A 12,574-nucleotide genomic window follows, 5' to 3' on the forward strand; every position below is an offset into this window, starting at 1 on the left:
TCCCTTGGGAAGCCTTCCCGGGGAGATCACCCCGCCGGGCGTGGTCACGGATCGCTTCATTGCGTGAGCGTCGCAAGCGCGTCTGAATGGCGGGTGACGACGACATGTCGTGCGGGAATCGGGGGCGGGGCCTGTGTCGGGCCCCGCCCCCATTTTCACCCGTCCGGGTGAGGGGTCGCCACGGGTGCCGGTTTCCTGCGGGTGCGCCGGCGCTACGGGTGGCGGGCGCGGAGCACCCGGAAGGCGGCGAGGGCCGCGAGGGCGGCGATCGCGAGGACGATGCCGGTCTCGATGAGCTGGGTGGGCAGGACGTGGGAGACGGGGTGGTAGTCGAGGTACTGGGCGGTGACGGGCTCGTCGGGACGGCAGGCGCCGCCGGAGTCGCCGCAGAACCAGCCCGCCTCGCGCCGTCCGTCGGCCATGATGAGCCCCTGATCCAGGATCAGGGCGCCGTCGGGGGCCATCAGGGTCGAAGCGTCCTCCACCGCCTCGCCGGTGATCGTGACCGGCGTCAGGAAGTCCCAGCGGAAGGCGTGGAGGGTGAGCAGGGTGACGCCGACGAAGAGGCCGGCGGCGGACATGGCGACCAGGGTGCGGTGGATCAGCAGTCCGGCGAGCGCGCCGACGGCGACGGCGAGGAGCGTGTAGGAGACGAGGACGGTGCCGAGGACCAGGTACGGTCCGGCGTCCGTCCGCAGCAGGCTGTACGAGTCCCCGACCCGTGCCCAGCCGAGCGCGTACGCGCCGGTCAGGACCAGGACCGCGCCGAGGGTGGTGGCGGTGGCGACGGTCAGCTTGGAGCGGAGCCAGGAGACCGGGCTCACCGACTGGGTGAGCGAGAGCTGGTACGTCCCCGACTCGAACTCGCGCGCCACCATCGGCCCGGCGACGAAGAGCGCGACGAGGAACGGGATCCCCAGGATGCCCTCGGAGAAGGAGTGCATCGCGCCGCGCAGCCAGGGGTTCCCGCTGTTGAACGGGTCCAGTTGCAGGTACCCGTCCTCCGTGCGCACGTCCGGGTACTGCGCGTCCCAGATCCGCAGCACGCCGATCACGGCGAGGGCGCCGACGGCCGCCGCCGTCACCAGCCACAGCGTCCGCCGGTACTGGCGGACCGTCACCCAGGTGGAGCCCTTCAGGGCGAGGGTGCTCATGCGGCGGCTCCTTCGGGGTTGCGGAGGTGGGCGAGGAGGAGCTCCTCCAGGGACGGCTCCGAGGTTTCCCAGGGGCCTTCGACCGGGCCCTCGCGGCGGACGAGGGCGGTGAGCTGACGGCCCGTCGTGCGGGTGTCGACCACCGTGTGCGGGGCGAGGTCGGCGACCGGGCCCCGGAGCAGGGTGTGCGCGGCGAGCAGGTCGTCGACGGCGCCGTCGAGGCGGACGCGGCCGCCGGAGAGCAGCATCAGGTGGTCGCAGGAGCCCTCCAGTTCGGTGAGGATGTGCGAGGACATGACGACCGTCGTGCCGTGCTCGGCCGCGTCGGACATCAGCAGGCCCATGAGCTGGTGGCGGGCGAGCGGGTCGAGGTCGGCCATCGGCTCGTCCAGGAGCAGGAGTCCGGCGCGCTTGCCGAGGGCGAGCGCGAGGGCGACGCGGGTGCGCTGGCCGCCGGAGAGGTGGTGGACGAGGGTGTCGGAGGAGAAGCCGCCGCCCTCGACGACGCGGCGCGCGGCGGCGTCGTCCCAGCGGCCGGGGTTGAGCTCGCGGCCCATCCGGAGGGTGTCGGCGACGGTGAGCCGGGGGTGGAGCGGCTTCGCCTGGGCGACGTAGGCGAGGTCCTCGCGGGCCGGGGCGGTGAGCGTGCCCTCGGTGGGGCGCAGGAGCCCGGCGGCGAGGGCGAGGAGGGTGGACTTGCCGGCGCCGTTGGGTCCGACGAGGGCGCAGATCCGGCCGGCGGGGAGGGCGAAGTCGCATTCCCTGAGGGCCCAACCGCCCCTCCGTCCGCCGTACTTCTTGCCCAGGAGCTCTGCTCCCAGGGCCACGTTCGCGGTCACTTCTCGTCGTCCCCCTCGTAGTGCTGTGTCAGTACGGCGGTGAAGAGCGCCGCCATGTCCTCGCGGTCCATTCCCTCCGCGCGTGCCCGGCGGGCCCAGGCGTCGAGCTCGCCCCGGAGGGGGGAGTCGGCGGGGGCGCCGGCGCCGAGCGTGGCGCGGACGAAGGTGCCGAGGCCGCGCCGGGCCTCGACGAGGCCCTCGCGTTCGAGCTCGCGGTAGGCCTTGAGGACCGTGTTCGGGTTGATGGCCGTCGCTTCGACGACCTCGCGTGCGGTGGGCAGTCGGTCGCCGGGCTCCAGGAGGCCCATCCGGAGGGCCTGTTTCGTCTGCTGGACGATCTGGAGGTAGGTGGCGACACCGCTGCGCCGGTCGATGCGGTACTCGACCATGTCCTTCCACCACCCTTTCACTAATCAAGTAGTGAAAGGGTGGTGCAAAGAAGGGGGCGGTGTCAACCGCCCCCTCCGTGACGCGTGTTGTGGCTGTTACGACTCCGAGCGGTACATCAGGTCCACCTCGTGCGTCCGGAAGCCCAGCCCCTCGTAGACCCGCACCGCCGCCGAGTTGTCGGCGTCGACGTACAGCATCGCCGTCGGCAGCCCCTCCGCCGCCAGGTGCCGCAGGCCCGCCGCGGTGAGCGCCTTGCCGAGGCCGCCGCCCTGCGCCTGCGGCAGGATCCCGACGACGTACACCTCGCCGATCCGCTCCTCGGCGTGGGTCTTGGTCCAGTGGAAGCCGACGAGCCGGCCGTCGGCGTCCTCCGCGAGGAAGAAGCCCTTCGGGTCGAACCACGGCTCCGCGATCCGGTCGTCCAGGTCGCGCTGGGTGAGCGAGCCCTGCTCCGGATGGTGGGCGAAGGCGGCGGCGTTGACCGCGAGCCAGGCCGCGTCGTCCCGGCCGGGGACGAAGGTGCGGAGGGTGATCCCCTCGGGGAGGACCGGCTCGGGGATGTCCAGGGGCGTCAGGGACCGTCGCAGCTGGCGCAGTTCGCGGAAGAGCGTGAGGCCCAGGACCTGGGCGAGGTGACGGGCGGACGGCTTGCCGCCGTGCGCCCAGACCCGCAGCCGCTTGCCGGAGGCGGCGAGGAGGGCGCTGCCGAGGGCGCGGCCGTGACCGCGGCCGCGCTGGTCGGGGTGGATGACCAGTTCCGCGGCGGGCGCCTCGACCGGGTCGGTCTCCTCCAGCTGGGCGTAACCCTGGAGGCGGGCGCCGACGGTGAGGAGGAAGTGCCGCACCCCCTCCCGCCGGCCGTGGCGGAGGTAGAGGCGCCCCTGTTCGGACACCGCGTGCACGCCGTCGGCGCGGTCCGCGGCCACGAGCAGGTCCATGACCTCCTGGACCTGCTCGGGGCTGAGCTCGTCGTACGTCTGGATCTGCCGTCCCGGTTCGAGGGCGGGCGCCGCGTCGGAAGTCATGGTGCGAGCCTACGGCGAACCTTCCGCCGACCGGAGGCAACTGTCTTGTAACCGCTCTTGGCGTGGTCGGCCGTGCCCGGCCGGACTGTCGCGACCGGGCCAGGCGGTGGCCCGGTGACCTCGCGAACGGTCTTCGAGGTCGGGGAACAGCGCGAGCTGGTCACCTCGGCCCGGTCGAGTCTCGCCACCCGGTGCGGGTGTGCTCGCCGTCCTGGGCGGGCTCGCGGTCCCACGTGCCCCGGGGGCGGGGACGGCCTGGCCGGCAGCTCTCCGCGTCACGATCCTCCGGTCGTGGGCGGTCACACCTGGCCGACGCCGTGCCCGGTGTCCGAGGGCGCGTCGTGCGATGGCCACCGCGGCGCCGTGATGGCGGGTGACGGTGGTCTGCGGGTTGTTCTGCCGGAGCGGGGTCTTCCAGTACTTTCCGCCCCAGGCGCTGGTGTACGCCGGGTCGACCGCGATGACCACGAAGCCGGAGTGGAAGGCCATCGATCGCAGGCGCTCACGGAAGCGGGCGGTGGGGATTCCGGCCACGGTACGGCGGAACGTCTTGCCGCGACGGCCGCGGCCCATGGTCTCGCGGCAGGTGGCGCGGGCGTCGTCGAAGCCGAGGTTCTCGATCGCGATCCCCGCGCATCCGTGCTGCCTGGCGATGGCGAGAAGCCGGGTGATCGCGGCGCGCAGACGGCCGTCCCGCCGGGACGCGGGACCGGTGAGGTCGATCGGCACGGTGACGGGTTCGCCGACCGGGTTGCCGTACGGGTCGAGGGCGTATGCGGCGAGGTGGTCGGCGTTGAGGTCCACGCCGAGCAGGCGTGCGCCGTGGGCCCGGATCTCGGCCGGGGTGGGCAGGGTGGTGGCGTCGGTGGCCCAGGACGCGTCGAGGTACCACCGGTCGCGCTGCGGGTCGTGGACGATGTCGTAGCGGACCGCCCGGTTCGCGGTCACCCGGTCCAGCCACTCCTCGCGCCGGTGCGAGAAGCCGACCGCGCAGGCGAGCCGGTAGCGGCCCCGGGGGGCGTTCGCCAGATGACGCAGCGGTCCGGGCAGCACCAGCGTCACCTCGCCCGTGTCCGGGGCGACGGTGATCGTGTAGTTGCCGTACGGGGCACCGGACTCGCCGTCGGCTGTCAGGAACAGGCGCGCAGCCTCCCACCGCCTCCGCCACCGTTCCTCCGTGAGCCCGGCATCGGCGAGGCGGTGGCGCACCCTGGCCAGCCGCCTGCCACCGACGACGATGCCCGGCCGACCGGACTCGATCCTGGCCTCGACCCGGGTGAGACGGGCCTTGAGCACGGAGAGGCGGCGCTGCTTGGCCCACCGCTCCGCCTGGTCCGCGTACCCCCGCACCCGGCCCTCGCGCCGCCCGCACGGCACCGCCAGCCGCGTCTCCAGGGCGCGCACGGCCCGGCGCAGCGAGGCCCGTTCGTCGTGCAGACAGCGCAAGGACAGCTGGTACTGGTCCTCCGACGCACGGGTCAGCGCACCCGCCCACCGCGAGGAGGACACGGACGTGAGCCGGCGTTTCCGAACCGCCCGCCCGTTCTCCCTGGCAGGCACTCGCCCGATCCCGACGCGCGTCGCGAGATCGACCCGGTGGAGGCGGCCCAGGTGTTCGCCGACCCGCCGCACCACCTCCGCCTCGCCTCCGGTCACACGCAGGCGGTCCCGGATCCGGGCCCCGGCGGGAGCGGCCACCGTGAAAGGGGCGGCGATCGGTCGCGGCTCACGCTGCCCGGCACGTCTGCGCGCCACGGGCCGTCACCTCCCCCGGTCCTCTCGTGCGCCCGCACCCGTCGAGGGTGATTCTCGTACGGATGAACGAACGGCGAACGGGAAGGTCACGCGTCCGCCGCGCGCACGCAATGCCGTGGTCATGCGGCACGGCCAGGCACGCGCGGGGAGGTCGCGAAAGGGAATCGATCGTCCTCACCCCCCTGTTGCGCTACGCGCGTTGACTCTAGGCTGCGTGCGCAGACGCGGGAACGATCAAAGCCGCGAATCGGGGCAAGGGGAAAAGGGGACCACGGGAGAGATGGCTGTGAACCGCAGGAAGAGCAAGGCAGGGCGGCGGATTCTGGCCGCCGGTGCGGGGCTGGCGACGGTCGGGGCGCTCGTCGCGGCGATGCCGGCCGGTGCCGGTCAGGACCGCGGGGACGGGCGTCACGGCGGCCACGGCCACGGGTGGGGGCGCATGGTCGACGTGCAGCTGCTGTCCTTCAACGACCTCCACGGGCACCTGGAGCCGCCGACCGGTTCCTCGGGCAACCTCAAGCGGGTGAAGGAGGACGGCACCACCGAGGAGATCAAGGGCGTCGGCGGTGCCGAGTACCTGGCCACGCACCTGGCGCAGGCCCGTGAGGGGAATCGTTACTCCATCACGGCCGCCGCGGGCGACATGATCGGCGCCTCGCCCCTGCTCTCCGGCCTCTTCCACGACGAGCCGACCATCGAGGCCCTGAACGCGATGAAGCTCGACGTCAGCTCGGTGGGCAACCACGAGTTCGACGAGGGCGCCCGCGAGCTGAGCCGCATCCAGAACGGCGGCTGTCACCCGACCGAGGGCTGCTACGAGAAGGGCAAGCGCTTCAAGGGCGCGAAGTTCCCCTACCTCACGGCCAACGTGACGGACGAGAAGAGCGGCCGGCCGCTGCTCGACCCGTACTTCATCTGGGAGAAGGACGGCGTCAGGATCGGCTTCATCGGCGTCACGCTCGAAGGCACCGGGAACATCGTCTCCGCCGAGGGCGTCAAGGGCCTGAAGTTCGGCGACGAGGTCGAGGCGATCAACAAGTACGCCAAGGTGCTGGAGCGCAAGGGCGTGAAGTCGATCGTCGCGCTGCTCCACGAGGGCGGCCTGCCCGCCTCGGGCGCGTACAACTACGACTGCGACACCCCGGGCGCCGGCGCCGGCATCTCCGGCCCGATCGTCGACATCGCCAAGAACGTCACCCCGCAGGTCGACGCCCTGGTCACCGGCCACACCCACCAGGCGTACGCGTGCACCATCCCGGACCCCTCGGGCAAGCCGCGCACGGTGACGTCGGCGGCCTCCTTCGGCCGGCTCTACACCGACACGACGCTCACCTTCGACCGGCGCACGAAGGACATCGTCCGCACCGCCGTCTCCTCCGCGAACCACGTCGTGACCCGTGACGTGCCCGCGCACTGGAAGATCACCAGCCTGATCAACCGCTGGAAGGCGCTGGCCGCGCCGATCGCGAACCGGCCCGTCGGCTACATCGGCGAGAACATCGAGAACCCTCTCGACGCGGTCGAGAGGCCGATGGGCAACCTGATCGCCGACGCGCAGCTGGCGGGCCTCTCCCCGGCCGACAAGGGCGGCGCCCAGCTCGCGCTGATGAACCCGGGCGGTGTCCGCGCGCCGCTGACCAAGGGCGAGACCGGCGTGGTGACCTACGGCGCGGCGTACACCGTCCAGCCCTTCACCAACATGATGACGACGGTCGACCTGACCGGCGCCCAGCTCGTCACCGCGCTCCAGCAGCAGGTCAGCGGTGCCAACCTGGCCGCCCCGAAGATCCTCCAGGTGTCGAAGAACTTCGCCTACACGCTGGACATGACGAAGGCGGGCGCCGACCGGATCGTGGTCGACTCGGTGCGGCTGAACGGTGAGCCGATCGACCCGTCGAAGAGCTACCGGGTCGCGATGAACGAGTTCCTCACGGGCGGCGGCGACGGCTTCCCGGTCCTGGCCACCGGCGCGAACAAGCTGGTCGGCGCCTCGGACCTCGACATCTTCATCGCCTACCTGACGGCCAACTCCTCGGCGGCCCAGCCGCTTTCGGCCCCGGCCACCGGCCGCATCACGGTCATCCAGTAGTCCTCGGGGGCTTCGAGCCCCCACGGGGAGACGGGGGCCGTCCCGAGCCGTTCGGTTCGGGGCGGCCCCTTTCGTGCGCCCGCGACCCCGGGGCGGGGGCAATTCCCTGGCGCCGTACGGCCTTCCGTACGACCATGCCCGCATGAGTACGAGCGAGACGGACCCGACCGTGAAGCGGTGGACCACCTCCACCGTCCACCCCGACATGTGGGCCGACCCCGACGACGACCCCCGCGAGGACAGCGGCACGGAGGTGTCCGACGAACGCGGCGCGCTCCTCGACGCCCTGCGCCACTTCCGGCTCACCCTGGAGCTGAAGTGCGAGGGCCTCGACGCCGAACAGCTCGCCCGCCGCTCCGTACCGCCCTCCACCATGTCCCTGCTCGGCCTCCTCCGGCACATGGCCGAGGACGAACGCCACTTCCGCCGGCTCGCCGGAGAGCCCTCGCCCCGGATCTACCGCACCCCGGACGACCGCGAGGCCGACTGGACCGGCGCCGTCGCCGACCCGGCCGTCGTCGAGGACGCGCGGCGGCGGTGGAAGGAGGAGGCGGAGGCGACGGACCGCTTCGTCGCGGCGGCGCCGGACCTCGGCGCCCCGGTCGCGGACGGCGGTCAGCTCCGCGAACTCCTCACCATGCAGATCACCGAGTACGCCCGCCACTGCGGCCACGCCGACCTCCTCCGCGAACGCGTCGACGGCCGCGTCGGACAGTAGCGACGCGGGTCCTCCGTCACGGCGTCAGCTCCGGTGGCGGGGTCGGGGCGCCCGGGAAGCGGAGGCGGGCGAGGGTCCCGCCGCCCTCGGCGGGGGCGAGGGTGACCGAGCCGCCGGTCTGCTTGACCGTGCGGGCGACGATCGAGAGGCCCAGGCCCGAGCCGGGGAGGCTGCGCGCCGACGGGGAGCGCCAGAAGCGGTCGAAGACGTGCGGCAGCTCCTCGGGCGCGATGCCGGGACCGTGGTCCCGGACGGTCAGTTCGCCCCGCATCAGCGTCACCTCGACCGTGCCGCGCGGCGGCGAGAACTTCACCGCGTTGTCCAGGACGTTGACCAGTGCGCGTTCGAGAGCGGACGGCTCCGCCCTCACGTACCAGGGCGCGAGGTCGGTCTCGAAGGTCAGCTCCGGTCCGCGCAGCCGCGCCCGGTCGAGGGCCGAGCGGAGCGCCGTGTGCAGGGGGACGACCTCCAGGGGTCCCGGGCGCACCGCGTCGGGGCGGGCCAGCTCCTGGAGGTCGCCGATGAGCGCGGCCAGCTCCGTCATCTGGGCCTTGACCGAGGCCATCAGCGCCCGCCGGTCCTCCGGCGGGATCGCCCGGCCGGTCTCCTCGCTGCGGGCGAGCAGCTCGATGTTGGTGCGCAGCGAGGTCAGCGGGGTGCGGAGTTCGTGCCCGGCGTCCGCGATCAGGCGGGCCTGCCGGTCCCGCGAGCTCGCGAGCGCCGCCGTCATCTGGTTGAAGGACCGCGACAGCCGGGCGATCTCGTCGTCGCCCTCGGCCGGGATCCGTACGGTCAGGTCCTCCGTCGCGGCCACGTGCTCGACCGCCCCGGTCAGCCGGTGCACCGGCTCCAGGCCGGTCCGCGCCACCCACAGGCCGGCGGCGCCCGCGCCGACCACCCCGATGCCGGAGACCAGCAGCAGGACCCAGCCCAGGGTCGAGAGCGAGTTGTCGATCTCGGCGAGCGGGCGGGCGACGGAGACGGCGACCGTGGCGGGACCGAGCCGCTGGGGGTAGGTGTGGACGCGCATCTCGTGCCCGTCGGCGTCCTTCACCGTGTGCAGGACGTCGGGGAGCGTGCCCCGGGCCACCGCCAGGTCGCCCGCGCCGACCGGGAGGGCCGTGCCGGCGGTGCAGACGCCGCCGGCCGCGTCGGTGATCTGGATGGTGAAACCGGCGACCGGCGGCGGCTCCTTGTCCTGCACGCACGCGTCGAACAGGGTCCGCACCGCCCCCAGGTCGAGCCGGGTGGAGGTCAGCGCCCTGTCCATCTCGCTCTCCAGCTGGGCCCGCGTGACGAACCAGCAGGCCGCGGAGACGGCGGCGACCGCGACGGCCACCGCGAAGGCGGTGAGCAGGGCGAGGCGGGAGCGCAGCGGGCGGGAGCGGAACCAGGCCAGGGGGGTGCGGGGCCGGGTCATTCGGTGCCGCCTCCGCCGCGGAGCACGTAGCCGACCCCGCGCACGGTGTGGACGAGGCGCGGTTCGCCGCCCGCCTCGGTCTTGCGCCGCAGGTACATCACGTACACGTCCAGGGAGTTCGAGCTGGGTTCGAAGTCGAAGCCCCAGACGGCCTTGAGGATCTGTTCGCGGGTGAGGACCTGCCGGGGGTGCGCCAGGAACATCTCCAGGAGCGTGAACTCGGTGCGGGTCAGTTCGACGGGGCGCCCGGCGCGGGTGACCTCGCGGGTCGCCAGGTCCATGCGCAGGTCCTCGAAGGAGAGCAGGTCCGCCGGTCCGGCGGCGGCCGCCGAAGGGACGGCGTAGGAGCTGCGGCGCAGCAGGGCGCGGATGCGGGCGAAGAGCTCGTCGAGCTCGAAGGGCTTCACGAGGTAGTCGTCGGCGCCGGCGTCGAGGCCGGTGACCCGGTCGCCGACGGTGTCGCGGGCGGTGAGCATGAGGATGGGCACGGTCGAGCCGGCGGCCCGGATCCGGCGGGCCGCCGTGAGCCCGTCCATCCGGGGCATCTGCACGTCGAGGACGACGAGGTCGGGGGCGTACGACTCCATGGCGGCGAGCGCGTCGACACCGTCGACGGCCTCCCGGGTCGCGTACCCCTCGAAGGCGAGGGAGCGGCGCAGGGCCTCCCGGACGGCGGGTTCGTCGTCGACGATGAGGATGCGTTCGGATGCGTTCGGCTGCCCGCTGGTCATGGGGTCAGCGTGCCATGCGTTCAGCTCTCGCCGCCCGAGCGGAGGGCGTCCAGATCGGCCTTGAGGGTGTTCACCGGGATGGCGAATCCGAGGCCGACGCTGCCGGCCGTGGAACCGCTCGAAGAACTGGGCGAATACATGGCCGAATTGATCCCGATGATCTCGCCGTTCATATTGATCAGCGCGCCGCCGGAATTCCCCGGGTTGAGCGAGGCGTCGGTCTGGATCGCCTTGTACGTGGTCTTCGAGGAGCCGGTGTCGCCGTTGAACTGCTGTCCGCCGAACTCGAACGGCCAGCCCTGTCGCGGGTCCCACTGCTGCTGTCCGTCCTGGCCGCCGCCGCCCGCCGAGTCCTCGGGGTCCTTGGCGACGGTGACGTCCCGGTCGAGGGCGGAGACGATGCCGCTGGTGACGGTGCCGGTGAGGCCCTCGGGGGAGCCGATGGCGACGACCTCCTCGCCGACCTTCACCCGGGAGGAGTCGCCGAGGGTGGCGGCCTTCAGGCCGGAGGCGTCCCGGAGCTTGATGAGGGCGAGGTCCTTGTCGGGGTCCTTGCCGACGACGTCGGCCCGGTAGGTCTTGCCGTCGCTGGTCCGCACGGTGATCTCGGAGGCTCCCGAGATCACGTGGTTGTTGGTGACGATCTCGCCGTCGCCGGTGATGATCACGCCGGAGCCGGTGGACTTGCCGGAGGTGGAGCTCGCGGAGATCTCCACGATCGACGGGGAGACGGCCTCGGCGACCCCGGCGACCGTGCCGGTGCTGCTCGCGGAGACGTTGGTGCCGCTCACCGCGGAGGAGGACGCGGTGGTGGCGGGGGAGTCCGCGGTCAGCTGCTGCACCAGGGTCGCGGTGCCGCCGCCGATCGCCGCGGCCGCGATGGCCACGGCGGCCATCAGGCCGACGCCGCGCTTGGCACGGCGCCGGGAGACGGGCGCGGCGGCGGGCGCCGGGCCGGCCGTCGCGTACGACGGCCCGGCCGGGGGAGGGGTGTGCCCGCCGCCTGCTCCGGACGGCCACACGGTGGTGCCCGGCTCGGTCGTGATCGGCCGCACCGGCTCGTACGGCGGGCGCGGCGGGTAGTACGGCTGCTGGGGCTGCGTGTGGTCCGTCATGGCTCAGACTCTCGGTCCGGGAGATGAGAACCGCCTGAGGACCGGCTGAGAAGCCCGACAGAACCCTGTATGCCCGAAATAAGGGTGGAGCCCCTGGTCCGTCAGGCGATTCCGGTCGCTCAGGGCGAGGCCCGGTCCGCCGGGGCGCCCGGGAGGCGTCGGCGGGGGCCCGGGGGCCGGAGACCGGGGGTCGGGCGAGAGGCCCGGACGTGGTGGGTGGGAGGTCCGGGCGGCGGGCCGGGGCCGTCAGTGGCAGCCGCAGGAGCGGCGGACCACCAGGGCGGACGGGAACTGCTTGACGCGCTCGCGGCGGGAGCCGGCCACGCGGACCGCGTCGTCGAGCACCAGATCGACGGCCGCCCGGGCCATCGCCGGGCGGTCGGAGTAGACGGTGGTCAGCGGCGGATCGGTGAGTGCCGCCTCCTTCACGTCGTCGAAGCCCGCCACCGCCAGCTCGGTCGGTACGTCTATGCGCAGCTCGCGGGCGGCCCGCAGCACGCCGAAGGCCTGGTCGTCGGTGGAGCAGAAGATCGCCGGCGGCCTGTCCGGGCCCGCCAGCAGCTTGAGGGCCACCTGGTAGGCGTCGTAGCGGTTGTACGGGGCCTCGAAGAGCCGGCCCTCGACGGACCGGCCGGCCTCCAGCATGGCGCGCCGCCACCCCTCGACGTGGTCGGCGACCGGGTCGCCGACGGCGGGGGTGTTGGGGACGCCGCCGAGGCACGCCACGTACGGGTGGCCGTGCTCCAGGAGGTGCCGGGTGGCGAGCTGGGCGCCGCCGATGTCGTCGGTCACGACGGCGACGTCGTCGATCGCCTCGGGCCGCTCGTGCAGCAGCACCACGCGCGCGTCCCACGCCTCGATCTCGCTCGCGGCCTGTTCGCTCATGCCCTGGCTGACGAGGATCAGCCCAGAGACCCGCATGCCGAGGAAGGCCCGCAGGTAGTGGATCTCGCGCTCGGTGCGGTAGTCCGAGTTGCCGACCAGGACCATCTTCCCGCGCTCGGCCGCGGCCTGCTCGACCGCGTGCGCCATCTCCGCGAAGAAGGGCTGGCGCGCGTCCGGCACGATCATGCCTATGAGGTCCGTGCGGCGGGACGCCATCGCCTGGGCCACCCGGTCGGGCCGGTAGCCCAGCTCCTTGATGGCGGCGAGGACACGCTCGCGCGTGGCCGGGGCGACCGGCCGGGGTCCGTTGTTGATGACGTAACTCACGACCGCGGTCGAAGTACCCGCCAGTCGCGCTACGTCATCCCGCGTCACCTTGGCCACGCGCGGAAGTCTACGCGGGGTGACCTACCTACCGGCAGGTCGCACTGTGGCATACGCCACGTTACCGTC

Annotated in this window: 11 protein-coding genes; 2 read left to right on the forward strand and 9 right to left on the reverse strand. The window is 73.0% G+C overall.

Annotation, left to right across the window (positions count from 1 at the left end; genetic code table 11):
- Positions 1 to 212 precede the first annotated feature (212 nt).
- From ACFYT9_RS31645 to ACFYT9_RS31665, 5 genes are all read right to left on the reverse strand, one after another.
- Positions 213 to 1,154, reverse strand: a complete 942-nt coding sequence (locus tag ACFYT9_RS31645) for an ABC transporter permease (protein ID WP_389169197.1) — start codon at positions 1,152 to 1,154, stop codon at positions 213 to 215.
- Positions 1,151 to 1,993, reverse strand: a complete 843-nt coding sequence (locus tag ACFYT9_RS31650; RefSeq protein WP_389169199.1) for an ATP-binding cassette domain-containing protein — start codon at positions 1,991 to 1,993, stop codon at positions 1,151 to 1,153. The genes ACFYT9_RS31645 and ACFYT9_RS31650 overlap by 4 nt, the downstream gene beginning before the upstream one ends.
- Positions 1,990 to 2,382 carry a GntR family transcriptional regulator gene (locus tag ACFYT9_RS31655; RefSeq protein ID WP_376599539.1) on the reverse strand — a complete coding sequence of 131 codons (393 nt, stop codon included), beginning with the start codon at positions 2,380 to 2,382 and terminating at the stop codon, positions 1,990 to 1,992. Before ACFYT9_RS31655 ends, ACFYT9_RS31650 begins: the two co-directional genes overlap by 4 nt.
- A 96-nt stretch (positions 2,383 to 2,478) precedes the next feature.
- Complete coding sequence (gene mshD / locus ACFYT9_RS31660; RefSeq protein ID WP_389169201.1) at positions 2,479 to 3,408, reverse strand: mycothiol synthase; 930 nt, start codon at positions 3,406 to 3,408, stop codon at positions 2,479 to 2,481.
- Positions 3,409 to 3,417: 9 nt separating this feature from the next.
- The gene (locus ACFYT9_RS31665) at positions 3,418 to 4,917 is read right to left on the reverse strand and encodes a hypothetical protein (protein WP_389169203.1); all 1,500 of its coding nucleotides are present in this window, start codon (positions 4,915 to 4,917) and stop codon (positions 3,418 to 3,420) included.
- A gap of 526 nt (positions 4,918 to 5,443) precedes the next feature.
- Here ACFYT9_RS31665 and ACFYT9_RS31670 point away from each other — a divergent pair.
- Together ACFYT9_RS31670 and ACFYT9_RS31675 are read left to right on the forward strand one after the other, a co-directional pair.
- The gene (locus ACFYT9_RS31670) at positions 5,444 to 7,252 is read left to right on the forward strand and encodes a bifunctional metallophosphatase/5'-nucleotidase (RefSeq protein WP_389169204.1); all 1,809 of its coding nucleotides are present in this window, start codon (positions 5,444 to 5,446) and stop codon (positions 7,250 to 7,252) included.
- 142 nt (positions 7,253 to 7,394) lie between these two features.
- On the forward strand, positions 7,395 to 7,970 hold the full coding sequence (locus tag ACFYT9_RS31675; protein ID WP_389169206.1) for a DinB family protein: 576 nt from the start codon (positions 7,395 to 7,397) through the stop codon (positions 7,968 to 7,970).
- Positions 7,971 to 7,986: 16 nt separating this feature from the next.
- Here ACFYT9_RS31675 and ACFYT9_RS31680 read toward each other — a convergent pair whose 3' ends face one another.
- The 4 genes from ACFYT9_RS31680 to ACFYT9_RS31695 form a co-directional block, all read right to left on the reverse strand.
- Entirely contained in the window at positions 7,987 to 9,390 is a 1,404-nt protein-coding gene (locus tag ACFYT9_RS31680; protein WP_387272544.1) for a sensor histidine kinase, read from the reverse strand.
- The gene (locus ACFYT9_RS31685) at positions 9,387 to 10,121 is read right to left on the reverse strand and encodes a response regulator transcription factor (protein WP_376599528.1); all 735 of its coding nucleotides are present in this window, start codon (positions 10,119 to 10,121) and stop codon (positions 9,387 to 9,389) included. Before ACFYT9_RS31685 ends, ACFYT9_RS31680 begins: the two co-directional genes overlap by 4 nt.
- A 20-nt stretch (positions 10,122 to 10,141) precedes the next feature.
- Positions 10,142 to 11,236: a S1C family serine protease gene (locus ACFYT9_RS31690; RefSeq protein WP_389169208.1), complete on the reverse strand. Its 1,095-nt coding sequence runs from the start codon at positions 11,234 to 11,236 to the stop codon at positions 10,142 to 10,144.
- Positions 11,237 to 11,482: 246 nt separating this feature from the next.
- Positions 11,483 to 12,505 (reverse strand): LacI family DNA-binding transcriptional regulator, encoded by a 1,023-nt coding sequence (locus ACFYT9_RS31695; protein ID WP_376599524.1) that lies wholly within the window; start codon positions 12,503 to 12,505, stop codon positions 11,483 to 11,485.
- Between the last annotated feature and the right edge of the window lie 69 nt (positions 12,506 to 12,574).

This window comes from Streptomyces sp. NPDC004435 (assembly GCF_042873895.1).
Taxonomy (GTDB): Bacteria; Actinomycetota; Actinomycetes; order Streptomycetales; family Streptomycetaceae; genus Streptomyces.